The organism is Streptomyces sp. NPDC096048 (assembly GCF_044763415.1).
In the GTDB taxonomy this organism is placed as follows: domain Bacteria; phylum Actinomycetota; class Actinomycetes; order Streptomycetales; family Streptomycetaceae; genus Streptomyces.
Map to the genome: position 1 here is coordinate 459189 of NZ_JBIWGG010000002.1, position 25507 is coordinate 484695.

Genomic DNA, 25507 nt, shown 5'->3' on the forward strand with positions numbered 1-25507 from the left:
CCCCGCGTCGGTGCGGGCCTGACGGGGGCTGCCGCCCCCACGCCCCCGCTTCGGCCTGGACACCCTCGTCCTCGAACTCCCCCCGAGGGGGGACCCCCAGGACGGGCCGGGTCGGCCCGCCGGGCGGCGACACCCGCTGACGGGGAGGAGTGCGGGAGGCGGCGGCGGGTACGCTCCGTGGTCATGAAGCTGGCGTTCTCCACCCTCGGTGTCCCCGGCCTGCCCCTGACCGACGTGCTGGGGCTCGCGACCGCGCACGGCTACCACGGTGTCGAGTTGCGCGCCCACCCGGAGGAACCGGTGCACCCCGGCCTGGCCCCCGACGAACGGGCCGCGGTGGCGGCCGGGTTCAAGGAGGCGGGCGTGGAACTGCTGGGCCTCGCGGGGTACGCGCGGGTCGCCGCGCCGGGTGCCGACGACCCCGTGATCGCCGAGATCCGCGCCCTGCTCGACCTGGCCCGCGACCTGGGCGCCCCGTACATCCGGGTCTTCCCCGGCGGCGGCACCGACCAGAGCCCCGAGGAGGCCGACGCGACGGCGGCCCGGCGGCTGGGCACGGCCGCCGAGTACGCCACCGAGCTGGACGTGCGCATCCTCCTGGAGACCCACGACTCGCACCGCACGGGCGCCGACGCGATGCGCGTCCTCGGCCTGGTCGGGCACCGCCAGGTCGGCGCCCTGTGGGACGTGATGCACACCTGGCTGGGCGGCGAGCAGCCCTCGGAGAGCTACCTGGCCCTCGCCCCGCACCTCGGCTACGTCCAGGTCAAGGACATCGCCTCCGCCGAGGACACCACCCCGCTGCCGCTCGGCGCCGGCGTACTGCCGCTCACCGAGGTGGTGGACGTCCTCTCCCGCCACGGCTGGGACGGCTGGCTGTGCTGGGAGTACGAGAAGCGGTGGTACGAGTCGGCCGCACCGCTGCCGGAGCTGCTGGTCGCGGGGCGCGAGCACCTCGCCCGGCTGCTCAGCGACGCGGCGTGATCGTGGGCGTGGACGTGGGCGTGGACGTGGCCGTGGGCGTGGGCGTCGAGGTGTGCGTGGGCGTGGGTGCCGCCGTGACGGTCGACACCGCCCTCCGCACCCGGCGCTCCAGCCGCTCCCGGCACCGCGGCCACTCCGCCGCGGTGACCGAGTAGATCGCGGAGTCGCGCAGCCGGCCCTCCTCGCCCGGCGCCCAGGAACGGGACCAGTTGCGCAGTACGCCCTCGAAGCGGGCGCCGGCCGACTCGATCGCGGCGCGGGACCGAGCGTTGCGGGCGTCGGTCTTCAGGTCGACCCGGGAGACCCGCCAGACCTCGAAGGCGTGGCGGAACAGCAGCAGCTTGGCCTCGGCGTTGACGCCCGTCCCCTGTGCCGACCGGGCCAGCCAGGTGAAACCGACCTCGATGGCGTCGAGGGCGTCGTCCGTCAGCCAGGAGCGGGGCTCCCAGTAGGAAGTGGCGCCGACCGCCCGGCCGGTGGCGAGGGACACCTGCGCGTAGGGCGCCAGCCGCCCCGTGGCCGCCCGCGCCAACTGGGCGTCGATGTAGGCGCCGACCTCGTCGGCCCTGGGCACCCATGTGAACGCGTAGCTGCCGCGGTCCTCCTCGGCGGCCCCGGCCAGGTCCGCCGCGTGGTGCGGGCCCAGCGGTTCCAGTCGTACCAGCGTGCCTTCGAGGGCCGGCCCCTCCAGGGTGAATGTCACCGGACGGATTCTTCCGCCCGCGCGGGCGGCCGTCCAACGCTTTCCGGGCCGGCCGCGACCACCTTCGGCAGCCGGTCCCGGCCGCGCCGGGCGGGAGTGAGCGTCGTCAGCGCCACCCCGCCCACCAGCAGCGCCGCCGCGCACCACCGCAGCGGGGTCACCGACTCGCCGAGGAAGAGCGCCGCCGACGACATGCCGAAGACGGGCACCAGGAGGGAGAACGGCGCGACCGTGGAGGCGGGGTGACGGTGCAGCAGCCAGCCCCAGGCGCCGAAGCCGAAGACGGTCGAGATCCAGGCGACGAAGAGGATCGTGCCGGCACCCTGCCAGTCCAGCCCGCGCAGGGCCGCGAGGTCCCGGGACGGGCCCTCCGTCATGAGGGACAGGGCCAGCAGGGGGAGTACCGGCACGGTGGACACCCACACCATGAAGTTCAGCGCGTCGGGCGGGGAGGCCTTGCGCGTCAGGACGTTGGACAGGCCCCACGCGGCCGCCGCCCCGACGACCAGCACGAAAGCGCCCAGCGGTCCGGAGGCGCCCTCGTCGAGGGCCGCCACGCCGATGCCGGCCAGTGCCACCACCATGCCCAGCACCCGCACGCCCGTGGGGCGTTCGCCCAGTACCGCCGCCGCGATCACCGCCGTGAACACCGCCTGGATCTGCAGGACGAGGGAGGACAGGCCGGCCGGCATGCCCGTGTCCATGCCCACGAAGACCAGCCCGAACTTCGCGACGCCCAGCACCAGTCCCACCGCCACGATCCACTTCCAGGCCACCTTCGGGCGGCCCACGAGGAAGACGGCGGGCAGCGCCGCCACGAGGAAGCGCAGGGCGGAGAAGAGCAGCGGCGGGAAGTGGTCGAGGCCGATCTCGATGACCGTGAAGTTCACGCCCCAGACGGCGGCGACGAGCACGGCGAGGAGCAGGTGGGAAGGTCGCATGCGTCGAGAATCACGCCGATCGACCATGAAGCACCAGCGATGATTTCTGCATGGTTGGATGAAGCACCGCTAACTGTTCGCATCAGGGACATCAGGATCCGTATCAGGGGGCTGCCTCGTGCTCGATCTTCAGCGTCTGCGTGCTCTGCACGCCGTGTCCGTGCACGGCACCGTCGGCGCGGCCGCCGCCGCGCTCGGCTTCACGCCGTCCGCCGTGTCCCAGCAGATCGCGAAGCTGGAGCGGGAGACCCGGACGGTGCTCCTGGAGCGGGAGGGGCGCGGGGTGCGGCTCACCGACGAGGCGTGGCAACTCGCCGCCACCGCGGTCGAGTTGCTGGCCGTCGTGGAGCGGGCGGAGACCCGGCTGGAGGAGCGGCGCGGGGTGCCGGCGGGGCGGCTGACCGTGGCCGCGTTCGCGTCGGCGGCGCGCGGTCTGATGCCGTCCGTGCTGGCCGACCTGGCGGCCCGGCATCCCGTGCTCGACGCCCGGCTCACCGAGGTGGACCCGCATCTGTCCGTGGACCTGGTGGCGAAGGGCGCGGTCGACCTGGTCGTGGCGCACGACTGGGACATCGCGCCGCTGCCCGCCCCGGCCGGGGTGGAGCAGGCGTCCGTCGGGGAGGACCTGTGCGATCTGCTCGTTCCCGAGGGGCACCGGTTCGCGGGGCGGGACGGCGTGCGGCGGGAGGAGCTGGGCGGGGAGCGGTGGATCTGTCAGCCGCCCGGGCGGGTCTGCCACGACTGGCTGCTGCGGACCCTGCGGGGCGCGGGGCACGAGCCGGACATCGTCCACCAGGCCGACGAGAACCCGACCCTCGTCGCGCTGGTCGCGGCCGGGCTGGGCATCGCCCTGATCCCCCGGCTGGGGCGCGGTCCGCTGCCCGCCGGAGTGGTGGAGGTGCCGCTCGTGCCGACGCCCGTACGGCGGTTGTACGCACTGTGGCGCGCGGGCGCGGCTCGCCGCCCGGCGATCGCGGAGACGGTGCGCACGCTACGGGCCCACTGGCCGGACGCCTCGGCCCGCACGGGCACCGCCGCACGAGCCGACTGAGCGGCGCCGGTGCGGGCGCGCCCCCAGGTCGACACAGGAGACGGCATCGGCACACCCCCAAATCGGTGCGGGAGGCATTCCTCGCCCCACGGACCCCGTGCGTACCGACTTGGGAAAGCCGGCCCGACCGGGAACCCCTCCCCGGCCCCCGTCGTCCAATCCGCACGCTGCCGGATGAGTCTGCGCGGTGCGGTGTCGGCCTCGCTGCCGGCTGCGATCGCTGACCACCCTCTCCGCCGTACCGCGGTCCGCAGCACGCCGCCGTCGGCGCGCCCCCTTCCCGGCGCCGACGGCGGCCCCTCCGGCTCCCTCCCCACCGCTTCGGGTGACTCCTGTGCGCTCCCTTGACTGGCAGAAACTTCCCGGATATTGGTGACTCCTTGGAAGTTTCCTTCAGCACCTCTCCAGCGATTCCCCAGCGGATCACTCCGGAAGGAGCGCACGTGCACCACAGCAGCACGGCCGGCACGGGAAGCACCGCACACCCCTCCAGACGTACCGTCCTCACCGCCACCGCGGTCGTCACCGCGACCCTGGCGGCCGGCGGCGGCACCGCGCACGCCGACGCCCGCAGGCCGGACGACGACCGACTCCGCGCCCTCATCTCCCGCATGACGCTGGAGGAGAAGGTCGGCCAGCTCTTCGTCATGCGGGTCTACGGCCACTCCGCCACCGCCCCGGACCAGGCCGACATCGACGCCAACCTCAAGGAGATCGGCGTCCGCACCGCGGCCGAGCTGGTCGCCAAGTACCGGGTCGGCGGCGTCATCTACTTCGCCTGGGCGCACAACACCCGCGATCCGCACCAGATCGCCGACCTGTCCAACGGCATCCAGAAGGCGTCCCTGGAGCTGCCGCGCGGCCTGCCGGTGCTCGTCTCCACCGACCAGGAGTACGGGATAGTGGCCCGCGTGGGCGAGCCGGCGACCCTCTTCCCGGGCGCGATGGCCATCGGCGCCGGCGGGTCGCGCTCCGACGCCCGTGCCCTCGGCCGGGTCGCGGGCGCCGAGCTGCACGCGATGGGCATCCGCCAGGACTACTCCCCCGTCGCCGACGTGAACGTCAACCCGGCCAACCCCGTGATCGGCGTACGGTCCTTCGGCGCCGACCCGGAGGCGGTGGCGGAGCTGGTGGCGGCCGAGGTGACGGGGTACCAGCGGTCCGGGGTCGCCGCGTGTGCCAAGCACTTCCCCGGGCACGGCGACACCGCCACCGACAGCCACACCGGCCTCCCGGTGATCACGCACAGCCGCGAGCAGTGGGCGGAGCTGGACGCCCCGCCCTTCCGCGCGGCCATCGACGCCGGCATCGACGCGATCATGACCGCCCACCTCGTGGTCCCGGCGCTCGACGACTCCGGCGACCCGGCCACCCTCTCCCGCCCCATCCTCACCGGCATCCTGCGCGAGGAGCTGGGCTACGACGGGGTCGTGGTCACCGACTCCCTCGGCATGGAGGGCGTACGGACCAAGTACGGCGACGAACGGGTGCCGGTGCTGGCGCTGAAGGCGGGCGTCGACCAGCTGCTCAACCCGCCGCACCTGGACCTCGCCTGGAACGCGGTCCTGAACGCCGTACGCGACGGTGAACTCACCGAGGCGCGACTCGACGAATCGATCCTGCGGGTGCTGCGGCTGAAGGCGAAGCTGGGACTGTTCCGGGACGCCTACACCAGCCGGCGGGACGTCGACCGCACCGTCGGCACCCGGGGGCACCTGGCCACGGCCGACCGGATCGCCGAGCGGACCACCACACTGCTCGTCAACGAGGGGCCGCTGCTGCCGCTGTCGCGCCGGAAACACCCGAAGGTGCTCGTCGTGGGCGCCGACCCCGCCTCCCCCTCGGGCACGACCGGGCCGCCCACCGGCGTCCTCGCGGGCGAGCTGACGGAGCTGGGCTTCACGGCCACCGCCCTGTCCACGGGCACCGCGCCGTCCGCCGCCGTCATCGACCGCGCGGTCGCGGCGGCCGGGGACGCCGACGCGGTGGTGGTCGCCACGTACAACGTCACCGCGGCCAGCAGCCAGCGCACGCTGGTGGCACGGCTGCTGGAGACGGGGAAGCCGGTCGTCGCGGTCGCCATCCGCAATCCGTACGACGTGGCCCGGCTCCCCGACGTCCGCGCGTACCTCGCCGCGTACTCCTGGACCGACGTCGAGGTGCGGGCGGCGGCCCGGGTGATCGCCGGGCGGGTACGGCCGCGCGGCAGGCTGCCGGTGCCGGTGGTGCGGGCGGACGATCCGACCGAGGTGCTGTACCCCCTCGGGCACGGGCTGTCGTACCGGTCGTAGGGCGTAGCCCGGCCTACGCCACGCGCCGGGGGCGCCCCGGCCGCCGTGCGCAAAGCACCCCGCGCGTCTGGCGTGCGCCCGCTGCGGCGGGTCACGCTGGACCGGGGATCCGGGGGGACGGCGATGCGTGAGAGATGGGCTGCGGGGGCGCTCTGCGCCCTGTCGGCGCTGTGCGCCGTGCTGCTGACGGGCTGCCAGAGCCCGACCGGCCTGACGGGCGGGAAGGGCGGCGGCGAGGGCGCGAGCGGGGACGGGCGGCTCGGCGGGGGGACCCCGTCGGGCTCGGCCCCGGCCGTCGTGCGGCCCTCCGGGTACGGGGCGGTGTTCCTCGCGATCGACGAGTGCAGCTCGTTCGGGACGGTCTCGTTCACCGAGGTGCCGTGTGACAGTGAGCGGGCGGCGGCCCGGGTCGTGGCCCGGGAGGACGGCCGTGCGGGCGACGGGCCGCCGTGCCCCGCCACCACCGACTTCGTGCTGCACATCAGCGAGCAGCGCCCCTCGTCCGACGAGGACGGCGACGGGGCCGTGTCCCGTGGCTACGCCTGTATGCGGGGGCTCCAGCCGCCGCACCCCGGCGATCCGGGCGGCGGGGGCGGCCCGCGCACCATCGTCGGCGACTGCGTCTACGACGCCGGGGGCGGCAAGGTCCGCGAGACCGCGTGCGACGGCGAGGGCACAAGGAAACCGCAGTTCAAGGTGGTCGAGGCGGTCGCCGTCCGGACGGACTGCCCGGCCTCGACCGGCCTCTACGTCCGCCTCGGCGGCGAACGGCCGGTGGGCTGCGCCCGGCCGCTGTGAGCGTCCCGTATCGGAGCGTCTCAGCGGCGGCCGGGCGCGGTCACCGTCCTACGGGCGCAGCGCCGGCTCGCGCTGCACGTCCCGCTTGTCCAGCTTGGCGTCGAACCTCGCCAGCGGCTCGGCCGCCGACGGGTCCGCCCGGACCTCGGCGGAGGCGACGCCCGCCCAGTCGAGGATGCGGGCCGTGGCGAGGGCCTTCTCCTCGGGCACCAGGCCGGCGACGTTGGCACCGTGGTTCATGCCGGGCGCGGTGAGGACGTAGGAGTCGTGCGCGCCGCGCCCGAGACGGAAGGGCTCGGCTCCCCACGGGTCGTTCTCGCCGTACACGAACAGCATCCGGTCGGCGTTGTGCCGCACCCAGCGGTCGACGTCCCGCATCACCCACGGCTCGAACCTCATCGGGATCGACCGGGGCACGAAGTTGCGCGGCGGCTGGTAGCCGTAGCGGATGTACTTCTTCTCGATGTGCGGGAAGTGGATCGTCGGCGCGCCCAGCTGCGTGCCCGCCTGGTAGTAGTACGGCGTGTACGGGGCGAGGCCCTGGTCCGTGTAGAAGGAGAAGCCGGAGATGGTGTCGACGGAGTTCCAGATCTCGTCGTCCGTCGCGTTCTTCGCGTCTGCCGGGATGTCGGCGCAGTCCTTGAGGGTGCTGTACTGCCAGAAGCCCCACACGTAGTCGAGGACGACGGCCTCGTACGCCCGGTCCAGGCTGCCGATGGTGTCGAAGGTGTAGCCGTTCTCGGCGGCGTACGCCTCGTACTTCTCCTTGAGCGGGGCCCGGCGCACCAGTGCCTCGCGCTGCACGCCGTTCAGCCGGTCGCGGCACTCCTCGGTGCCGACGCGGGCGAAGAAGCGGTCGTAGGCCCTGTCCTCGCGGTTCACCACGTCGTTGGGGGCGACGTAGGCGACGACACCGTCCATGTCGCGGGGGTAGAAGCGCTCGTAGTAGGTGGCGGTCATGCCGCCCTTGGAGCCGCCGGTGGAGAGCCAGTTCTCGGAGTAGAGGGGCTTGAGTGCCTTGAAGATGCGGTGCTGGTCGCTGGCCGCCTGCCAGATGTCCAGCTTGGACCAGTCGGCCGGCTCGGGCCGGGACGGCGTGAAGTAGCGGTACTCCATGGAGACCTGGTTGCCGTCCACGATCTGGGTCGGCTCGCGGCGGCTGGGGTTCGTGGAGACGCTGTAGCCGCCGGTGTAGAAGACCGTCGGGCGGGCCGTGTCCTTGTGCAGCACGGTGATCCGCTGCTGGAACGTGCCCTTGGACGGGCGCCGGTGGTCGACCGGCTGGGTGTAGTTGAGGACGAAGAAGCGGTAGCCGGTGTACGGCTTCTCCTCGATCAGGCTCATGCCCGGTATGGACAGCAGCCGGTCCTTGATGTCGACGGCCTTCGGCTCGGCGGCGGTGGCCGCACCCGCCGTGCTGACGGTGCCTATGAGCACCACGAGCGCCAGCAGCCATCTGAGCGCCTTGCGCATGCACCCTCCCTGTGAAACAGATGTGCGCCGGAAGCTATCGGAGCAAGTCACCCGCACACCAGGGGAGATCGAGGATTGGCTGCCGGGAACCGGCTCAGCAGAGGATCCAGCCGGAGCTGACCGAGCCCCTGGACACCTTGCCCTTCACCCACACGCAGCGCTTCCCGGCGTGCACGGTCACCGGCCCCGCCCGGTAGGCGTAGCGCCCCGAGTCCACGACCGGCCGGCCGCCGCGCGCCTGCACGCTGACGGACATCTGCCGCTTGGTGCCGGGCTTCTCGGGGAGGGTGACGGCACAGACGTAGCCGCCGCGCTTGTAGACCAGGACGGACCCGGTGGAGAACGGCAGCGTGCGGACCTTGCGGCCCGGGCACGCCGCGGCGGCCTGCGCGTCCTGCGGCACCGCGACGGCGAGCAGCCCGGCCGCGGTCAGCACGGCCGTGCCGAGCGCCAGCCGCCGGCGTGTTCCAGCACCACCCTTGCGCACAGCGGTCCCCTCCCTCTCCGCCTCCGCCGTACGGCGGCACCGGCGTACGGCTGTACGGACGCGCACCGTGTGTCGAATGGTTGCGCGAGTGTCACCGCAGCGCGCCGACCGGCTCCTCCGGTTCGGCCGCCCCGACGAAGGTCCGCCACAGTCGCGCGTACCGTCCGTCGAGCGCCAGCAGCTCGTCGTGCGTGCCGTCCTCGGCGACCCGCCCGTCGTCCATGACGACGACCCGGTCCGCGCGGGCGGCCGTGGTCAGCCGGTGCGCGACCACCAGCGTCGTACGGCGGCCCGCGATGCGGTCGGTGGCCTGGTTGACCTGCGCCTCGGTGGCCAGGTCCAGGGCCGCCGTCGCCTCGTCGAGGAGCAGGATGTCGGGGTCGACCAGCTCGGCGCGGGCCAGCGCGATCAGCTGCCGTTGCCCGGCGGAGAGGTTGCGGCCCCGCTCGGCGACCTCGTGGAGGTAGCCGCCCTCCAGCGTGGCGATCATCTCGTGGGCGCCGACCGCCCGCGCCGCCGCCTCCACCTGAGCGTCGGTGGCGTCCGGGCGGCCGTAGGCGATGGCGTCCCGGACGGTGCCGGGGAAGAGGTACGCCTCCTGCGGGACGACGCCCAGCCGGTGCCGGTAGGAGGTGAGGTCGAGGTCGCGCAGGTCCTGCCCGTCGGCGGTCACCCGTCCGCCCGTCGGGTCGTAGAACCGGGCCACCAGCTTGACCAGCGTCGACTTGCCCGCGCCGGTCTCGCCGACGAAGGCGACGGTCTGCCCGGCGGGGATGCGCAGGTCGACGCCGGTGAGGGCCGCGTCCGCCTCGTCGGCACCCCCGTACTTGAAGTGCACGTCCTCGAACGCGATCTCGCCGCGCAGGGACGCCACGTCGAGCGGCTTCTCGGGGGCCTTGGTCGAGGTGGGCTCCCGCAGCAGTTCCTGGATGCGGCCGAGGGAGACGGACGCCTGCTGGTAGCCGTCGAAGACCTGGGAGAGCTGCTGGACGGGCGCGAAGAACAGGTCGATGTAGAGCAGGTACGCCACCAGCGCGCCGGTCGTCAGCGTCGCCTCGTCGATCCGCCCGCCGCCGACGATCAGCACGGCCGCGGCGGCGGCCGAGGACAGCAGCTGCACGAACGGGAAGTAGATCGAGATCAGCCACTGCCCCCGGATACGGGCCTGCCGGTAGCTGTCGCTGCGCTCGGCGAACCGCCGCCCGCCGTCGTGCTCGCGCCGGAATGCCTGCACGATCCGCAGTCCGGCCACCGACTCCTGGAGGTCGGCGTTGACCGAGGAGACCCGCTCCCGGGCCAGTTCGTACGCCTTCACGCTGGCCTTGCGGAAGAAGTAGGTGGCGATGATCAGTGGCGGCAGGGTCGCGAAGACGACGAGCGCGAGCTGCACGTCGATCACCAGCAGGGCGACCAGGATGCCGAAGAAGGTGACGACCGAGACGAAGGCGGTGACGAGTCCCGTCTGCAGGAACGTCGACAGCGCGTCCACGTCCGTCGTCATCCGCGTCATGATCCGGCCGGTCAGCTCGCGCTCGTAGTAGTCGAGGCCGAGCCGCTGGAGCTGGGCGAAGATCTTCAGCCGGAGCGAGTACAGGATCCGCTCCCCCGTCCGGCCGGTCATGCGGATCTCACCGGTCTGCGCCGTCCACTGGGCGAGCACCGCCAGCAGACCCAGCAGCGCGGCCGCCCAGACCGCGCCGAGGGCGGCCTGCGTGACGCCCTCGTCGATGCCGTGCCGGATCAGCACCGGCAGCAGCAGGCCCATGCCGGCGTCCACGGCGACCAGGGCGAGGCTGATCAGCAGCGGTGCGCGGAAGCCCCGCAGCAGGCGGCGCAGGCCGTACGACTCCTCCGGCTCCACGGCCCGTGTCTCGTCGACGTCCGGGGTCCCGTCGGCCGGGGGCAGCGCGTCGACCTGGGCGAGCAGCTCGGGGGTGGCCGGGGTGCCGGCGAGGGCGGTGTCCTTCGGCGCCCGGTCGCCGGTCCACAGCCGTGGCGTGACCCCGCGCTCGGCGTCGAACTCGGCGTCCAGCTCGTCCCGTACGGAGGTGTCCTCCACCTGTTCGGCGGGGCGCGCGTGGCCGGGCGAGACGCCGCCCAGCTCGTCGGGGTCGGTCAGCAGGCGCCGGTAGAGGGCGGAACGCTCCTGGAGCTCCTCGTGGGTGCCGAGGTCGGCGAGGCGGCCGCGGTCGAGTACGGCGATGCGGTCGGCGAGGCCGAGGGTGGAACGGCGGTGCGCGATGAGGAGCGTGGTGCGGCCCCGCATGACCTCCTTCAGCGCCTCGTGGATCTCGTGCTCGACGCGCGCGTCCACGGCGGACGTGGCGTCGTCGAGGACCAGCAGCCGGGGGTCGGTGAGGATCGCGCGGGCGAGGGCCACGCGCTGGCGCTGGCCGCCCGAGAGGGTCAGACCGTGCTCGCCGACGGTGGTGTCGTACCCGTCGGGCAGCTCCGTGATGAACCCGTGCGCCTGCGCGGCCCGCGCGGCGGCCTCGATCTCCTCGCCGGTGGCGTCGGGGCGGCCGTACGCGATGTTGGCGCGCACGGTGTCCGAGAACAGGAAGGAGTCCTCGGGCACCAGCCCGATGGCGGCCCGCAGCGAGTCGAGGGTCAGCTCGCGCACATCATGGCCGCCGATCAGGACGGCGCCGCCCGTCACGTCGTAGAAGCGCGGCAGGAGCAGGGAGACCGTGGACTTTCCGGAGCCGGAGGAGCCGACGACGGCGAGGGTCTCGCCCGCGCGGATCTCGAAGGAGAGCCCGTCGAGGACGGGGCGGCTCTTCCCGGACTCCGAGGCGTAGCCGAAGGCGACGTCGTCGAACTCGACGGTCGCGGGCGCGTCGGCGGGCAGGTCCCTCGTGCCGTCCACGATCGCGGGCTCGGTGTCGATCAGCTCCAGCACGCGTTCGGTGCCGGCGCGGGCCTGCTGGCCGACGGTGAGGACCATCGCGAGCATCCGGACCGGGCCGACGAGCTGGGCGAGGTAGGTGGAGAAGGCGACGAAGGTACCGAGGGTGATGTTCCCGCGTACGGCCAGCCAGCCGCCGAGGGCGAGCATGGCGACCTGGCCGAGGGCGGGGACGGCCTGGAGGGCCGGGGTGTAGGTGGCGTTCAGCCGGATCGTCCGCAGCCGCCCGGCGAAGAGCCTGCGCCCGACCTCCCTGAGCTTTCCGGTCTCCTGCTCCTCCTGGCCGAAGCCCTTCACCACGCGTACGCCGCTCACCGAGCCGTCGACCACGCCGGCGACGGCGGCGGCCTGGGCCTGGGCGTACCAGGTGGCGGGGTGCAGGCGGCTGCGGCTGCGGCGGGCGATGAACCACAGCGCGGGGGCGACGGCGAGTGCGACCAGCGTGAGCGGCAGGGACAGCCACGCCATGATCACCAGGGAGATCAGGAAGAGCAGGACGTTCCCGATGGTCATCGGGAGCATGAAAAGCAGGCTCTGGATCAGCTGGAGGTCGCTGGTGGCACGCCCGACGACCTGCCCCGTGGACAGCTCGTCCTGCCGCCGCCCGTCGAGCCGGGTGATCGTCCCGTACATGTCGGTGCGCAGGTCGTGCTGGACGTCGAGGGCGAGCCGGCCGCCGTAGTAGCGGCGGATGTAGGTGAGGACGTAGACGGCGGCCGCGGCACCGATGAGCAGACCGGCCCAGACGGCCATGTCCCTGGTCTTGTCGCCGATCACGTCGTCGATGATCACCTTGGTGATCAGCGGGACCAGGGCCATGACGGCCATACCGCCCAGCGAGGCGCCGAGAGCGAGGACGACGTCCTTGGGATAGCGCCAGGCGTAGCCCGCCAGTCGTCGTGCCCATCCCCGTTGCGCGTCCACGCCGTGCCCTCCGGTCGGTCGTCCTGATCCACCTGATCTACCGGAAGGCACCAACACGGGCGAGCGGGGATTTCATCCCGTCGTGACGATTCAGGCGCGCACACGCAGCCTGAGGAAGCGGGTGGTCTGTACGGCGTTCTGGTTGTCGTCGCTGACGATCAGGACGTCCAGGCGGCCCTTGCTCCGGCCGGTGACGGCCAGCCCCTCGAAGTTGTCGAGGAGCGGATTGGGCTGCGGCTGCTTGGCGGTGGCGCCGTGGGAGGGGCAGTCGGCGAGGTCGGCGAGGAGCGTCTTGCCGAGTGCGGTGCCGCGCCGGTCGGCCAGGTGCCGGTCGGTCAGGTACAGGCGGACCGTGTTGCCGACGCCGGAGGTGAAGCCGCGTTCCAGGACGAGCAGGCGGCCGGAGGGGGTCGCGGTGACCTCGGAGACTCCGAGGCCGCCGTCCGTCCGGTACGTGTACTGGGTGCCGAGCCCGAAGCCGCCGTGCCCGGTCCGCCGCCAGCTCTGGAAGCGCACGAGGTCGGCGGGGTCGCCGGCGAGCGGGTACTCCATGGACGCGATCAGGGTCCGGCCGCCGGGCAGGAGGGTCAGCCCCTCGAAGCTGCCGTTGGCCCGGGCGCGGCCCTCCGGGGTGGTGCGCAGGGCGTCCGGCACGGGGAGGCGGCCGAGGATCTCGCCGGTACGGGAGTAGCGGCGGACGGACGGCTCGGTCTCGGAGGAGACGAGGTAGGTGCTGTCCCTGTCGGCGACCAGTCCCTCGGCGTCGAGGGCGGCGCCGTTCTCGTCGGCGAGCGGGATCACGTTCCGTGGCTGGAGGGAGCGGGCGTCCAGCCGGAAGAGCGCGGACCGGTCGGAGAGGGCGGCGACCGTGCCCCGCCCGTCGCGGGCGAGTGCGGAGAGGTTGCCGACGTAGGTGCCGTCGTGGGTGGTCTTGTCGAGGGCGTCGGAGTAGCCGGTGAGGGAGACGGCGGGCGAGCAGGCGTTCCGCTGCGGACGTTCCTGTGCGACGGCCGGTCCGGTTGCGATGAGACAGCCGGCCGCCGCGAGGCTCGCGGTGAGGGTGGCGAGGGCGGTGCGGAGCATTCTCGGGCGCATGGCCGAAACCCTAGGCCGGTGGAATGGCCAAGAGTTGACCGCTTTCCGAAGGACAGGGTTCGGCGCGGTACCGGTGGCAAGTAATGAGCCATGCCAGACCAGAACGAGAGCGGCCACAGACTGGCCGGTCGGCTGTACGCGACGATGCGGGTGCTGACGTTCCTCGCCAAGCCCTCTGTGGCAAAACCGGTCGCCGATGAGGAACTCAAAGGCCAGGACAGTCCGAGCGAACGCATCCGGGCCCTGGAACTGGACCTCTTCAAGGACCTGGTGGCCACCGTCCAGAAGGGCCGGCACGCGAGGGCGGCGGGCGAAGTGTTCCGCGCGATACCCGCCCTGGTGCCCAGGCAGAGCGTCGCCTTCGAGAAGAACCTCGGCGTGCACGGACTGGCCGAATTCAACGCCGGTTATCGCGCTCAGCTCGCCGACTTCAAGGAGGCCTTTCCCGAACTGGTCGAGTGACGGCTCGCCTTCAGCGCGACCGCATGCCCCGGCTCTCCGCGACGCGGTGCACCTCGGTGAGTGCCTCGCGCATGCGGTGCAGCATGAAGCGGAGCTGTTCGGGCGTCGCCCGAGCGTCCGCGAGCAGGGCGGCGGCGTGGTCCAACAGGTCCTCCGCCATGTCGAGGTGGGTGGTCTCGACGACGTCGGCGATCCGGGACAGCGGGCCGTCGCCGTCGGTCAGCAGGTAGCAGGGTTTGCCCTCGGAGCCGGTCCAGGGCAGCAGCCGGGCCGGGCGCGCGCCGGGCCTCACCGTGCCACCTCCACGTCGTGCGGTACCCCGGGCCCGAGGTCGATGCCGTGCACCGCGAACCGGAGCGCGCGGCGCCGGGCCTGGCGCCGTCGGGCCTCCTCCTGCCGTTCGTGGGCGAGCAGGTAGGGGCGTACGAGCACGTTGTCCTCTCCGCGCAGGGCCGGCATGCCGGTGCGACGGACGGTCACGTCCGGGGTGTACGGGGATTCGATGGGTTCCGTCGCGGGAGGACGTCGGCGGCGGCGCCCTGAGCCGGGTAGCAGGAGCGCGAGCAGCGGAAGCAGGGGCAGCCCGGCGAGGCGGGCGATACGGTGACGCATGTCGTCGGCTCCGTGGAGATCGGTGACCATGCCCCCGGACCGGTGCGACGGTCGCGGGGGTCTCGCTTTCCGTAGCGATGCGCGTACAGAGTGAAACGGTCGGAGCTAGGCTCGCCAGGGGCGCGGATGTGACGGCGCCTTTGTCACACGGGAGTCGAACGGATGAGCAACATCTACGGCGACTGGCTCAAGCAGCAGCGCGAAGCGGCCGACCTGACACAGCAGCAACTGGCCGACATGGCCATCATGACGCGGTCGCACATCGCGCACATCGAGGCGGGGCGCCGGGTGCCGTCGAAGGAGGACGCGCGACGGCTGGACCGCGCCCTGAACACGGGGAATGTGCTGAGCAGCTTCCTTCCGGAGGAGGACGCGGCGGTCGCGGACTACTTCGAGGCGGCGCGGCAGCTGGAGTCGCAGGCGGTGATGATCCGTGAGTTCGCGCTGTCCTTCGTGCCGGGCATTCTTCAGACGGAGGGGTACGCACGTGCGGTTCTGAGTACGACGTTCCCTCGCATCAGTGAGGAGGAATGTGACAGGCGCCTTGTCACACGCCTGGAGCGCGCGAAGGTTCTGGACGATCCCGTCACGCCCGTAGTGTGGGTGCTGCTCGACGAAGCAGTGCTCCACCGCCGGATCGGCGGGCGACGCGTCATGGCAGAGCAGCTGAGGCATCTCGCGAGCTTCGCCCGAGGTGGCCGGATCCAGGTGCACGTGCTGCCGTTCGCGCTGGGAACCCACCCTCTTCTGAGCAACATGCTCACCCTGATGTGGTTCGAGGACCAGCCGCCCGTGGCGTACGCCGAGGGCTTGCACATGGGCATGCTCCACGACACCCCGTCCGTGGTCCAGGAACTGCAGCATCGCTACGATTTCGCCCTGGGCAACGCCCTGCCACTCGAGGAGACGCTGGCTCTGCTCGAAGCGACAGCAAGGGGCTATGAAGGCGATGACTGACCGGACCATACGCAACGCCGCCACTCTGAAGGGCTGGCGCAAGTCCTCGCACAGCAATGACCAAGGGGGGAGTTGCCTGGAGGTGGTGGACGGTCACCCTGGGGGGATACCGGTGCGGGATTCGAAGATTCCCACCGGGCCGGCGCTGCTCCTCTCGACTTCCGGCTGGACGTCGTTCCTCACGTCCCTCAAGGAAGACCCCCCTCCCTCAAAAGCGTGAACACTCCGCCCCCGACTGTCCTCCAGTCGCTCATCCGAGTACCCAGATGACATTCACCCCTCACATGCTCACGCTTTTCTCGACCATGGGGCCATGAGCCCCGCCTCTTGGCCGTACCGCAACCCCCTCGGCACCGCGAACGTGATCGGCACGGTGCGCACCCTCATGCGCACCGACGGCCTGAACGTGTCCGTGACCGCCATCGCCCGCGCCTCCGGGACCTCGCGCAACTACCTCTACGAGAACTGGAAGACCGCCTCCGGGCTACATCTGCGCGCGCTCCAGACGGAACTCGGCCGGGCCTTCGACGAGGCGGACCGTACTCACCCGAGCGACGGCACCGTTGACGGAATCGTGCGGCACCTGACACAGGTCGTACGCATCGTCCGGCGCCATCCGACGACGGCGGCCATCGCCCGGACCTCGCACACGGCACTGCCCCGGGCGCATGCCGCGACCGACGGCCCCCTGGTGCAGGTGGTCGCCGGACACGTCAGCGATCTGCTGCACCCCCTGGCCCCGCGCGGCGGCGTGTGGAGCGATGCCGCCCTGTTCTCCATGCCCTGGAAGGTCCTGTGGATCGCCCGGCCCGCCGCTCTCTGCCCCGAGGCCGTCGGTGACCAGGAGCGGGAGGACACCCTGGACGGGGCCTTCGCCGAGTTGCTGCGCGATCTGCTCGCCCCTTGGGCCCCGGCGGACTGAGCACAGCCCGGGATTCACAGCTCGCCTTCGCAGAGCGCCGCCCCGGTTCATCCTCATCAGTGGCGAACCGGCCGCCCCCATGACCGACCCAGCCGCATCCGGCACGACGGGCCCCCGACCACCACGGTCGGGGGCCCGTCGTCACGTAATCGCCACGCTCCGTACACCCGACCTACAACATGTCCATGTCACGCTCGGTTCACCGTTCCACTACTCGCGTAGATCGGACACCCCACATGCTCGCGATACGCATACGGCACCGGAAAACCGCGGTCCTCGCCACAGCAGCCGCACTCGCCGGCCTCGCCGCCCCCTCCCTGGCCGCCACCCCGGCCACCGCAACGGCAACGGCAACGGCAACGGCAACCGACTACGACTCGACGTACTACGAGGACGCGATCGGCAAGACCGGTGCAGGCCTCAAGTCGTCGCTCCACGCGATCATCAGCGACCAGACCAAGCTCTCGTACTCGGCGGTCTGGGACGCGCTGAAGAAAACCGACCAGGACCCGGCCGACAGCGGCAACGTGATCCTGCTCTACTCGGGCATCTCCCGCAGCAAGTACCTGAACGGCGGGGACACCGGCGACTGGAACCGCGAGCACGTGTGGGCCAAGTCCCACGGCGACTTCGGCACCTCGATCGGGCCCGGCACGGACATCCACCACCTGCGCCCCGAGGACGTCCGGGTCAACGGTGTCCGGGGCAACAAGGACTTCGACAACGGCGGCAGCGGCTTCACCGACAGCGGCGGCAGCCTCACCGACTCCGACTCCTTCGAGCCCCGCGACGCCGTCAAGGGCGACGTCGCCCGCATGATCTTCTACATGGCGGTCCGCTACGAGGGCGGCGACGGCTGGGCCGACCTGGAGGTCAACGGCAGCGTGGACAACGGCGGCGACCCGTACATCGGCAAGCTCGCCGTACTGAAGGAATGGAACGACGAGGACCCGCCGGACGCCTTCGAGAAGCGCCGCAACCAGGTCATCTACGACTCCTACCAGCACAACCGCAACCCGTTCGTCGACCACCCGGAGTGGGTCGAGGCGATCTGGTAGGCGGTCAGTCCAGGTGCGTCGGCGCGAACATCCGCAGTACGGCGGGGAGGACGACCACCGACGGACCCGGTGACGCGAGCGCCTTCGCCAGGTCCGTCTCCAGGGTCTCCGGGGACGTACGCACGCCGGGCACCCCGAACGACTCGGCCAGGGCCACGTAGTCGGGGCGGGTCAGTTCCGTCGCCGTCGGCTGTCCGAAGGCGTCGGTCATGTACTCGCGCAGGATGCCGTAGCCGCCGTCGTCGACGATCAGCCAGGTGACGTTCAGGTCGTACTGGCGGGCGGTGGCGAGTTCGGCGATGGAGTACAGGGCGCCGCCGTCGCCGGACACCGCCAGCACCGGGTGGGTGGGGTCGGCGGCCGCGGCTCCCAGCGCCGCCGGGAAGCCGTAGCCGAGGCCGCCCGCGCCCTGGGCCGAGTGCATGGTGTTGGGGGCCTTGGCGTCGAAGGCCGACCACGCCCAGTAGGCGAGGATGGTCATGTCCCAGAAGGACGGCGCGCCGGCCGGGAGGGCGTTGCGGACGGCCGCCAGTACGTCCTGCTCGAGGGTGAGTTCCTGGGACGCGATGCGCTCGTGGACCTTGTCCAGCACGGCCCGTACGCGTTCCGGGGCGGCTGGGTCGGTGCGCTCGTCCACCGTCTCCAGCAAGGCCTGGAGGGCGAGGCGGGCGTCGGCGTGGATGCCGAGCGCCGGGTGGTTGGATTCGAGTTTGCCGAGGTCGGCCTCGATCTGGACGACCCGGCCGCGCGGCTTGAACGTGTGGTAGTTCGAGGAGAGTTCGCCGAGACCCGAGCCGACGACCAGGAGGACGTCGGCGTCCTCCAGGAAGTCCGTCGTGTGGCGGTCCTCCAGCCAGGACTGGAGGGAGAGGGGGTGCGTCCACGGGAACGCGCCCTTGCCGCCGAAGGTCGTGACGACGGGGGCCTGGAGGCGCTCGGCCAGCTGTCGCAGCTTCTTCGACGCGTCGGCCCGGACGACTCCCCCGCCCGCGATGATCGCGGGACGTTCCGCGCGCGAGAGCAGGTCGGCCGCGACCGCCGTCAGTTCGAGGCGCGGGGGCAGTTCCTCGGGGAAGGTGTCGCCACCGGTCACCACGGGGATCGGTGTCTCGGCCAGGAGGACGTCCTGCGGGATCTCCACCCACACCGGGCCGTGCGGGACGGTCAGCGCCGACGTCCACGCCTCCGCGATCGCGGACGGGATCTGGGACTGGGTGCGGACCGTGTGGACGGACTTCACCACGCCCCGGAAGGACGCCGCCTGGTCGGGGAGTTCGTGCAGGTAGCCGTGGCGTCCGCCGCCCAGGCCCGCCGTCGGGACCTGGCTGCTGATCGCGAGGACGGGAGCGGAGGCGGCCCGCGCCTCCTGGAGCGCGGCCAGGGAGGTGAGGGCGCCCGGGCCGGTCGACAGCAGCAGCGGGGCCGCCTCGCCGGTGACGCGGCCGTACGCGTCCGCCGCGAAACCGGCGTTGTTCTCCACCCGCAGGCCGATGTAGCGCAGGTCCGAGCGGCGCAGCGCGTCGAACACGCCGAGGGCGTGCTGGCCGGGCAGGCCGAAGACGGTGGTCGCGCCGAGCCCGGCCAGGGTCTCCACGACCAGGTCTCCGCCGTTGCGGCCGGGGGGAGGGTTGAGTGCGGCCTCCGTCTGGGCGGCGGTCGGGCGGAGTACCAGGTCGTGGTCGTGGGTCACTTGGTCTCGGTCTCCTGGTCCGTCGCGCGCGCCCGGGCGATCTGGCGGCTCATGATGGTGGTCAGTTCGTACGCGGTGTGGGACGCCGCGACCGAGGTGATCTCCGCGTGGTCGTACGCGGGGGCCACCTCGACGACGTCGGCCGACACCAGGTTGCAGGATGCCAGGCCGCGCAGGATCTCCAGCAGTTCACGGGAGGTCATGCCGCCGGCCTCGGGGGTGCCGGTGCCGGGGGCGTGGGCGGGGTCCAGGCAGTCGATGTCGATGGAGATGTAGAGGGGACGGTCGCCGATGCGCTGGCGGAGCTGGTCGGCCACCTCGTCGGCGCCGCGGCGGTAGACGTCGGCGGAGGTGACGATGCCGAAGCCCATCTTCTCGTCGTCGGTGAGGTCCTGCTTGCCGTACAGGGGGCCGCGGGTGCCCACGTGGGAGAGGGCCGAGGTGTCGAGGATGCCCTCCTCCACCGCGCGCCGGAACGGGGTGCCGTGCGTGTACTCGGCGCCGAAGTAGGTGTCCCAGGTGTCCAGGTGGGCGTCGAAGTGGAGCAGGGCGACCGGGCCGTGCTTCTTGGCGACCGAGCGGAGCAGCGGGAGGGCGATGGTGTGGTCGCCGCCCAGGGTCATCAGGCGGGCGCCGGTGCCGAGGAGGTCGTCGGCGGCGGCCTCGACGGTCTCGACGGCCTCGTTGATGTTGAACGGGTTGACCGCGATGTCGCCGCCGTCCGCGACCTGGGCGAGGGCGAAGGGGGAGGCGTCCTGGGCCGGGTTGTACGGGCGCAGCAGGCGGGAGGCCTCGCGGATGGCGTTGCCGCCGAAGCGGGCTCCCGGCCGGTAGGAGACGCCCGAGTCGAACGGCACGCCGACCACGGCGACATCGGCGGCGGTGACCTCGTCGAGGCGGGGCAGCCGGGCGAAGGTCGCGGGACCCGCGTACCGCGGGACACGGGAGGAGTCGACGGGGCCGCGGGGCATCTCGTTGCTGCTCATGTACTGCCTTCCTTCTTACGCTTCGTCGCGTATGTACTACTGCGGTCCGACTCTACTGGTGAGCCGGAACCGCCGGTTCGGACCGGGGTTCGGGGGCCCGTCCGGCGAGGCGTTCGCGCCAGGCGGTGAGGATCACCTCGTCGGTGGGCCGGGTCGCCAGGGAGACGGCGACGTAGACGGCGAGGGAGGCGAGCAGGCCGTAGTAGACGGGCTCGTTGGCGAGGATGCCGTAGGCCGCCATCAGGCCGACGACCGCGAGTCCGCCGACGGCTACGGCGGCGAGGGCGCCCTGTGCGGTGCCGCGCTTCCACAGCAACCCGCCGAGGATGGGGACGAGGAGGCCGCCGACGAGGAGGTTGTAGGCGACGGTGAGGGCCTCGACGACGTCGTTGAGGGCGATGGCGATGAGGATCACCGCCACGCCCATGGCGAGGATGAAGGCGCGGTTGCCCTTCACCTCGTCGTGCGCCTCGCCGGGCTCGCCCTCCTTGCGGATCGCGCCGCGCAGCCGGGACCAGATGTCGTTGTTGGCGACGGTGGCGCAGGCGATGAGGGCGCCGGAGGACGTGGACATCACGGCGGCCAGGGCGGCGGCCAGCACGAGTCCGCGTACCCCCATGGGCAGCTCGTCCTTGACGATGGTGGCGAACGCGTCGTCGGGGCTGCCGAGCTTGGGGTAGAGCACCTTGGCGGCCGTGCCGATGACGGCGCCGGCGACGGCGTAGACGAGGCAGTAGGTGCCGGCGATGGTGCCGCCCCACTTGGCGGTCCGGTCGCTGCCCGCGGTGAAGACGCGCTGCCAGATGTCCTGCCCGATGAGCATGCCGAAGGTGTAGATCAGCACGTACGTGAAGATCGTCTCGCCGCCGACGCCCAGCGGGTCGAAGTACGAGGTCGGCAGCTGGGCCTTCATCTCGCTGAACCCGCCGGCCTTGACCACCGCGATGGGCAGCAGCAGGAGCAGCACGCCGATGGTCTTCACCACGAACTGCACCATGTCGGTGAGCGTGATGGACCACATGCCGCCGAGCGTGGAGTAGGCGACGACGATGGAGCCACCGAGGATGATGGCGAGGGTGCGGTTCACGTCGAAGAGGACGTCGAAGATCGTGGCGTAGGCGATGGTGGAGGTGACGGCGAGCATCAGGGTGTACGCCCACATGACGACACCGGAGATGACGCCGGCCCTGCCGCCGTAGCGGAGGTCGAGCATCTCGGAGACGGTGTAGACCTTCAGGCGGGCGATGCGCGCGGAGAAGAAGACGGACAGCACGAGCAGTCCCAGGCCGATGGTGACGACCATCCAGGCGCCGGAAAGGCCGTACTGGTAGCCGAGGCCGACGCCGCCGATGGTGGACGCGCCGCCGAGGACGATCGCCGCCATGGTGCCGGAGTACATCGCGGGCCCGAGACGGCGCCCGGCGACGAGGAACTCGCTCTTGGACTTGGCGCGGCGCATGCCCCACCAGCCCATGGCCAGCATGCCGGCGAGATAGACGACGATCACTACGTAGTCGACGGCCATGGGGGCCTCCTTCGCCTGTGTCGGTGGCGTGTCGTGCGGTGGGGAGTTGTCCGGTGGCTGGTCGCGGGGACATCCGCCCGTACCCGCGGCCGCCGGTCGAGGTTGACACTAGGTGGCCGAAAAGCGACTGCGAAGTGTACGTTTCATCCAGTCGGCAGCACTTGGATGGAGGAAACGTCCATCATGCAGGAATCGGCCGTTCCGCCCACGCCTCCCACTCCCCCGGTGTCGCTCGCGGCCCTGCTGTCCCGTGAGGACCTGGCCCTGCGGCAGCTCGCGGGGCCCCCGGCCGCGGAGGTGAGGGTCCACTGGGCGCACACCTCGGAGATGTCCGACCCCTTCCCGTACCTGCTGGGCGGCGAGCTGCTGCTGACGGCGGGCGTGCACATCCCGGCGGGGGCGGAGTCGGGGACGTACTTCGACGACTACGTCTCGCGGATCGTGGCGGCCGGCGGCGCCGCGCTCGGCTTCGGGGTGGCGCCGGTGCACGACACCGTGCCCAGGGCGCTGGTCGCGGCCTGCGCGGCGTACGGGCTGCCGCTGGTGGAGGTGCCGCCGAGGACGACGTTCTCGGGTGTGGCCCGCGCGGTGTGGCAGCTGATGGCGCAGGCCCGGCTCGCCGAGCTGCGGCGGGTCTCCGAGGCGCAGCAGGGTCTGGCGGCCGCGGCCTCCCGTCCGGACCCGGTGCCGTCGGTACTGCGCCGGCTGGCGACCCGGCTCGACGGGCGGGCGGTGCTGTACGGGCCGGACGGCGCGGAGATCGCGGCGGCGGGGCGGGAGCCCGGGGTCGAGGTGCGGCGGGCGCTCGCGGAGCTGGCCCGGTACGTCACCGGCCATGCCTCCAGCACCGCCACGGACACGGTCGCCGGCATCCGTCTCGCCGCGTACGCCCTCGGCACCGGGCAGGGCTTCGTCCTCGGGGTGGCGGCCCGGCACCGGGAGTCCGGGGACCAGACCATCGCGTCGGTCGCGGCCGTGCTGCTCTCCCTCCTCACCGGCGAGCACCAGAGCGGCACGGGCGCGGCCCGCTCCTCGGCACTCGTACGGCTGCTGCTGGGCGCCCGCCCCGAGGAGGTCGCGCCGCTGCTGGGCGGAGGGGGCGGCGAGGGCGTCACCCACTGGCACGTCGTGCACGCCCGCCCCGCCACCGGGTCCCCCGACCCGGTCTCCGCCTCCGCACTGGGCACGGCCCTCGGCTCTCCCCTGGTCGACACGGCCGGGGACGTCGTACGGGTACTCGTGCCGGCCGCCCGGCACGCCGACGCGGAAGGAGGCCCCGGGGCCGGCGCGGGCCCCGCACCCGCGACCGACCCGGGAACCGGGACCGGAGCGTCGGCGGCCGTCGCCACCCCGGCCGCTCAGCCCGGCTGGACGCTCGGCGTCAGCGCCCCCGTCGCCCCCGCCGAGTGGCCGGCCGCCGATGCCCAGGCGGGCCGCGCGCTGGCCCGGGCCAGGGCCACGCGGGTGCCGCTGGTCCGGCACGGGGCGCGGCCCGCGCTGGCCGACCTGGTGCCGGACGGCGAGGCCGAGGCGCACGCGCGTGCGCTGCTCGCGCCGGTCGCGGCCGTTCCGGCGCTCACCGAGACGCTGCGCGCCTGGCTCTCCCTGCACGGCAGCTGGGACCGCACCGCCGTCGCCCTGTCCGTGCACCGCAACACCGTCCGGCAGCGCATCGCCCGTTGTGCGGCCCTGCTGGACTCCGACCTCGACGACCCGGACGTACGGATGGAGTTGTGGTTCGCGCTGCGGAGGTGACCCGCGTCCCAGCGTGCGATATGCCCAAGACGCCGACTGTCGGCTGCTTCACAATGGAGCCATGCCGATACCCGGGACACCCAGCCGCGCCGAACTCGCCGAACACCTCGTCAGAACCCGTATCGCGGGCGACGTCGCCACGCCCCGCGAGAACAACCTCTCCCACTACCGGAAGCTGGCGAACGGCGACCGCCACTTCTGGCTCGGTCTGGAGCTGGGCGACCGCTGGAGTGACGAGCAGGACGTGCTGGCGGTGATGGCGGAGCGGGTCGGCGTCAACGACGACCCCGAGTACCGGTACGGCCAGGACACCATCGACCCCGAGCTGACCGTGGCCGCGCTGGAGCGCATGGCCGGGCGGCTGCGCAAGGCGGCGGACGGCGGGCAGCGCGTGCTGTTCGCGACCGGCCACCCCGGCGGCCTGCTCGACGTGCACCGCGCCACGGCCGACGCGCTGCGCACCGCGGGATGCGAGATCGTCGTGATCCCGGAGGGGCTGACGACGGAGGAGGGGTACGTCCAGCAGTTCGCGGACGTGGCCGTGCTGGAGCACGGTGCCTCGCTGTGGCACACCCATTCCGGTGAGCCGATGAAGGCGATCCTGACCGGTCTGGAGCGCGCGGGCCGCCCGCTGCCCGACCTGGTCGTCGCCGACCACGGCTGGGCCGGTTACGCCGGTCAGCACGGCGTCGACTCCGTCGGCTACGCGGACTGCAACGACCCGGCCCTCTTCCTCGCCGAGTCCGAGGGCACCCTCCAGGTCGCGGTGCCGCTGGACGACCACGTGGTCAGCCCGCGCTACTACGACCCGATGACGGCGTATCTGCTGACGGAGGCCGGGCTGAAGTAGCCCCGTCCGCCTGGTCGACCGTGCCCGCCCCGCAGGCCCCGTCACGGCCAGGGGCTGAGTCCTTCCGAGCGGCGCTGCGCGAACCCGGGCGTCGGGTCCAGGTAGACCCGGCGCACCACCGGGAACTCCTCCCGCAGCCGCTGCTCGGCCCGCTCGCACGCCCACTCGATCTGCGCGGCCGTCGCCACGTCCCGGAAGTCGACCTTGGCGGCGACCAGCGCCTCCCGCGGACCCTGCACGAGGGTGGTCAGCTCCAGTACGGCCTCGATGTGCTCGACGGCCACCAGTTCCGCCCGGATCCGGTCCCGCACGGTGCGGGGCAGCGGGCGGCCGATGAGGAACTCGGCGTTGGAGCGGCCGAGCACCCAGGCGACGTACAGCAGCAGGGCGCCGATGCAGAGCGAGGCGACGCCGTCCCAGACGCCGGAGCCGGTGAGCTGCCCGCCGAGCAGTCCGCCCGCGGCCAGCAGCAGGCCGGCGAGGGCCGCGGAGTCCTCCATGACGACGGCCTTCACGGCGGTGTCGGGGGTGCGGCGCAGGTAGCGCCCGAAGGGCACCTTGTAGTGGCGGGCCTCGCCGCGCGCCTGTTTCAGGCCGGTGCGCAGGGAGTAGCCCTCCAGGAGGAAGGCGACGGCGAGGACGAGGTACGCCACCAGCGGGTCGCCGGGTTCCTCGCCGTGGGTGAGGGAGTGGACGCCGTCGTAGAGGGCGAAGACCGCGCCGCCGACGAAGGTGGCGACGGCGGCGAGCAGGGCCCAGATGTAGCGCTCGGGGCCGTGGCCGAGGGGGTGGTCCTCGTCGGCGGGACGGGCGCTGCGTTTGAGCGAGGTCAGCAGCAGGACCTCGGTGACGGTGTCGGCGACCGAGTGCGCGGCCTCCGACAGCATCGCGCTGGACCCGCTGAGCACGCCGGCCACCGCCTTGGCGATGGCGATGCCCAGATTGGCGAGAGCGGCGACGAGCACCGTGAAGGTGCTCTCGCCGCCGCCCGTCGTGTCCCGTGCTTCCCGTGCTTCCCGTGCAGGTTCCGCCATA

General features: G+C 72.4%; 23 protein-coding genes. 11 read left to right on the forward strand and 12 right to left on the reverse strand.

What is annotated here, in order from left to right; translation table 11 throughout:
• Positions 1–183 precede the first annotated feature (183 nt).
• The gene (locus ACIQ6R_RS06705; RefSeq protein WP_404219268.1) at positions 184–984 is read left to right on the forward strand and encodes a sugar phosphate isomerase/epimerase family protein; all 801 of its coding nucleotides are present in this window, start codon (positions 184–186) and stop codon (positions 982–984) included.
• Here ACIQ6R_RS06705 and ACIQ6R_RS06710 read toward each other — a convergent pair.
• Positions 968–1687, reverse strand: coding sequence for a GNAT family N-acetyltransferase (locus ACIQ6R_RS06710; protein WP_404219270.1), 720 nt, complete (start codon positions 1685–1687; stop codon positions 968–970). The genes ACIQ6R_RS06705 and ACIQ6R_RS06710 overlap by 17 nt on opposite strands.
• The gene (locus ACIQ6R_RS06715; RefSeq protein ID WP_404219272.1) at positions 1684–2628 is read right to left on the reverse strand and encodes an EamA family transporter; all 945 of its coding nucleotides are present in this window, start codon (positions 2626–2628) and stop codon (positions 1684–1686) included. The genes ACIQ6R_RS06710 and ACIQ6R_RS06715 overlap by 4 nt, the downstream gene beginning before the upstream one ends.
• 118 nt (positions 2629–2746) lie before the next feature.
• Here ACIQ6R_RS06715 and ACIQ6R_RS06720 point away from each other — a divergent pair, with 118 nt between their 5' ends.
• The 3 genes from ACIQ6R_RS06720 to ACIQ6R_RS06730 all read left to right on the forward strand — a co-directional run bounded on the left by ACIQ6R_RS06720 (position 2747) and on the right by ACIQ6R_RS06730 (position 6768).
• Positions 2747–3679 carry a LysR family transcriptional regulator gene (locus ACIQ6R_RS06720; protein ID WP_404219275.1) on the forward strand — a complete coding sequence of 311 codons (933 nt, stop codon included), beginning with the start codon at positions 2747–2749 and terminating at the stop codon, positions 3677–3679.
• Positions 3680–4122: 443 nt separating this feature from the next.
• Positions 4123–5970: a glycoside hydrolase family 3 protein gene (locus tag ACIQ6R_RS06725; RefSeq protein ID WP_404219277.1), complete on the forward strand. Its 1848-nt coding sequence runs from the start codon at positions 4123–4125 to the stop codon at positions 5968–5970.
• Between the two features lie 123 nt (positions 5971–6093).
• Positions 6094–6768, forward strand: coding sequence for a hypothetical protein (locus ACIQ6R_RS06730; protein ID WP_404219279.1), 675 nt, complete (start codon positions 6094–6096; stop codon positions 6766–6768).
• A 48-nt stretch (positions 6769–6816) separates the two neighbouring features.
• Here the strand turns inward: ACIQ6R_RS06730 and ACIQ6R_RS06735 are convergent, their stop codons facing one another.
• From ACIQ6R_RS06735 to ACIQ6R_RS06750, 4 genes are all read right to left on the reverse strand, one after another.
• Entirely contained in the window at positions 6817–8241 is a 1425-nt protein-coding gene (locus ACIQ6R_RS06735) for a S28 family serine protease (protein WP_404177345.1), read from the reverse strand.
• 94 nt (positions 8242–8335) lie between these two features.
• Positions 8336–8728, reverse strand: a complete 393-nt coding sequence (locus ACIQ6R_RS06740; protein ID WP_404177342.1) for a hypothetical protein — start codon at positions 8726–8728, stop codon at positions 8336–8338.
• A gap of 91 nt (positions 8729–8819) precedes the next feature.
• Positions 8820–12560, reverse strand: coding sequence for an ABC transporter ATP-binding protein (locus tag ACIQ6R_RS06745; RefSeq protein WP_404219282.1), 3741 nt, complete (start codon positions 12558–12560; stop codon positions 8820–8822).
• Positions 12561–12650: 90 nt separating this feature from the next.
• Entirely contained in the window at positions 12651–13655 is a 1005-nt protein-coding gene (locus tag ACIQ6R_RS06750; RefSeq protein ID WP_404177335.1) for an esterase-like activity of phytase family protein, read from the reverse strand.
• Positions 13656–13745: 90 nt separating this feature from the next.
• On the opposite strand from ACIQ6R_RS06750, the gene ACIQ6R_RS06755 reads away from it, so the two are divergent.
• Entirely contained in the window at positions 13746–14117 is a 372-nt protein-coding gene (locus ACIQ6R_RS06755) for a hypothetical protein (RefSeq protein ID WP_404219284.1), read from the forward strand.
• A 10-nt stretch (positions 14118–14127) separates the two neighbouring features.
• On the opposite strand, the gene ACIQ6R_RS06760 is transcribed toward ACIQ6R_RS06755, so the two are convergent.
• Together ACIQ6R_RS06760 and ACIQ6R_RS06765 are read right to left on the reverse strand one after the other, a co-directional pair.
• A complete protein-coding gene (locus ACIQ6R_RS06760) occupies positions 14128–14409 on the reverse strand; it encodes a hypothetical protein (RefSeq protein WP_404177329.1) in 282 nt (93 codons plus the stop codon).
• Positions 14406–14729: a hypothetical protein gene (locus ACIQ6R_RS06765; RefSeq protein WP_404219286.1), complete on the reverse strand. Its 324-nt coding sequence runs from the start codon at positions 14727–14729 to the stop codon at positions 14406–14408. The genes ACIQ6R_RS06760 and ACIQ6R_RS06765 overlap by 4 nt, the downstream gene beginning before the upstream one ends.
• Before the next feature lie 162 nt (positions 14730–14891).
• Here ACIQ6R_RS06765 and ACIQ6R_RS06770 point away from each other — a divergent pair, with 162 nt between their 5' ends.
• The 4 genes from ACIQ6R_RS06770 to ACIQ6R_RS06785 all read left to right on the forward strand — a co-directional run bounded on the left by ACIQ6R_RS06770 (position 14892) and on the right by ACIQ6R_RS06785 (position 17666).
• Positions 14892–15686 (forward strand): Scr1 family TA system antitoxin-like transcriptional regulator, encoded by a 795-nt coding sequence (locus ACIQ6R_RS06770; protein WP_404219288.1) that lies wholly within the window; start codon positions 14892–14894, stop codon positions 15684–15686.
• Positions 15679–15906, forward strand: coding sequence for a DUF397 domain-containing protein (locus tag ACIQ6R_RS06775; protein ID WP_386309793.1), 228 nt, complete (start codon positions 15679–15681; stop codon positions 15904–15906). Before ACIQ6R_RS06770 ends, ACIQ6R_RS06775 begins: the two co-directional genes overlap by 8 nt.
• A 93-nt stretch (positions 15907–15999) precedes the next feature.
• Positions 16000–16608 (forward strand): TetR/AcrR family transcriptional regulator, encoded by a 609-nt coding sequence (locus ACIQ6R_RS06780; RefSeq protein WP_404177318.1) that lies wholly within the window; start codon positions 16000–16002, stop codon positions 16606–16608.
• 236 nt (positions 16609–16844) lie between these two features.
• Positions 16845–17666: an endonuclease I family protein gene (locus tag ACIQ6R_RS06785; protein WP_404219290.1), complete on the forward strand. Its 822-nt coding sequence runs from the start codon at positions 16845–16847 to the stop codon at positions 17664–17666.
• Positions 17667–17670: 4 nt separating this feature from the next.
• On the opposite strand, the gene ACIQ6R_RS06790 is transcribed toward ACIQ6R_RS06785, so the two are convergent.
• The 3 genes from ACIQ6R_RS06790 to ACIQ6R_RS06800 are packed head-to-tail and all read right to left on the reverse strand — an operon-like array spanning position 17671 to position 21867.
• Positions 17671–19356, reverse strand: a complete 1686-nt coding sequence (locus ACIQ6R_RS06790) for a thiamine pyrophosphate-binding protein (protein WP_404219292.1) — start codon at positions 19354–19356, stop codon at positions 17671–17673.
• Entirely contained in the window at positions 19353–20342 is a 990-nt protein-coding gene (gene speB, locus ACIQ6R_RS06795) for an agmatinase (RefSeq protein WP_404219294.1), read from the reverse strand. Before speB ends, ACIQ6R_RS06790 begins: the two co-directional genes overlap by 4 nt.
• Before the next feature lie 52 nt (positions 20343–20394).
• Entirely contained in the window at positions 20395–21867 is a 1473-nt protein-coding gene (locus ACIQ6R_RS06800) for a sodium:solute symporter (protein WP_404219296.1), read from the reverse strand.
• Between the two features lie 183 nt (positions 21868–22050).
• On the opposite strand from ACIQ6R_RS06800, the gene ACIQ6R_RS06805 reads away from it, so the two are divergent.
• On the forward strand, positions 22051–23622 hold the full coding sequence (locus ACIQ6R_RS06805) for a PucR family transcriptional regulator ligand-binding domain-containing protein (RefSeq protein ID WP_404219299.1): 1572 nt from the start codon (positions 22051–22053) through the stop codon (positions 23620–23622).
• Positions 23623–23683: 61 nt separating this feature from the next.
• Entirely contained in the window at positions 23684–24472 is a 789-nt protein-coding gene (locus ACIQ6R_RS06810) for a phosphatase (RefSeq protein ID WP_404177300.1), read from the forward strand.
• Positions 24473–24513: 41 nt separating this feature from the next.
• Here the strand turns inward: ACIQ6R_RS06810 and ACIQ6R_RS06815 are convergent, their stop codons facing one another.
• The gene (locus tag ACIQ6R_RS06815) at positions 24514–25506 is read right to left on the reverse strand and encodes a cation diffusion facilitator family transporter (protein ID WP_404219302.1); all 993 of its coding nucleotides are present in this window, start codon (positions 25504–25506) and stop codon (positions 24514–24516) included.
• Position 25507 lies beyond the last annotated feature (1 nt).

Bases quoted from the DNA above. Each gene is read 5' to 3' on its own strand.
- ACIQ6R_RS06805 (WP_404219299.1), top strand. From the start codon at position 22,051: ATGCAGGAATCGGCCGTTCCGCCCACGCCTCCCACTCCCCCGGTGTCG.
- ACIQ6R_RS06755 (WP_404219284.1), top strand. From the start codon at position 13,746: ATGCCAGACCAGAACGAGAGCGGCCACAGACTGGCCGGTCGGCTGTAC.
- ACIQ6R_RS06730 (WP_404219279.1), top strand. From the start codon at position 6,094: ATGCGTGAGAGATGGGCTGCGGGGGCGCTCTGCGCCCTGTCGGCGCTG.
- ACIQ6R_RS06765 (WP_404219286.1), bottom strand. From the start codon at position 14,729: ATGCGTCACCGTATCGCCCGCCTCGCCGGGCTGCCCCTGCTTCCGCTG.
- ACIQ6R_RS06780 (WP_404177318.1), top strand. From the start codon at position 16,000: ATGAGCCCCGCCTCTTGGCCGTACCGCAACCCCCTCGGCACCGCGAAC.
- ACIQ6R_RS06770 (WP_404219288.1), top strand. From the start codon at position 14,892: ATGAGCAACATCTACGGCGACTGGCTCAAGCAGCAGCGCGAAGCGGCC.
- ACIQ6R_RS06785 (WP_404219290.1), top strand. From the start codon at position 16,845: ATGCTCGCGATACGCATACGGCACCGGAAAACCGCGGTCCTCGCCACA.
- ACIQ6R_RS06705 (WP_404219268.1), top strand. From the start codon at position 184: ATGAAGCTGGCGTTCTCCACCCTCGGTGTCCCCGGCCTGCCCCTGACC.
- ACIQ6R_RS06815 (WP_404219302.1), bottom strand. From the start codon at position 25,506: ATGGCGGAACCTGCACGGGAAGCACGGGAAGCACGGGACACGACGGGC.
- speB (WP_404219294.1), bottom strand. From the start codon at position 20,342: ATGAGCAGCAACGAGATGCCCCGCGGCCCCGTCGACTCCTCCCGTGTC.
- ACIQ6R_RS06800 (WP_404219296.1), bottom strand. From the start codon at position 21,867: ATGGCCGTCGACTACGTAGTGATCGTCGTCTATCTCGCCGGCATGCTG.
- ACIQ6R_RS06810 (WP_404177300.1), top strand. From the start codon at position 23,684: ATGCCGATACCCGGGACACCCAGCCGCGCCGAACTCGCCGAACACCTC.
- ACIQ6R_RS06775 (WP_386309793.1), top strand. From the start codon at position 15,679: ATGACTGACCGGACCATACGCAACGCCGCCACTCTGAAGGGCTGGCGC.
- ACIQ6R_RS06750 (WP_404177335.1), bottom strand. From the start codon at position 13,655: ATGCGCCCGAGAATGCTCCGCACCGCCCTCGCCACCCTCACCGCGAGC.
- ACIQ6R_RS06735 (WP_404177345.1), bottom strand. From the start codon at position 8,241: ATGCGCAAGGCGCTCAGATGGCTGCTGGCGCTCGTGGTGCTCATAGGC.
- ACIQ6R_RS06715 (WP_404219272.1), bottom strand. From the start codon at position 2,628: ATGCGACCTTCCCACCTGCTCCTCGCCGTGCTCGTCGCCGCCGTCTGG.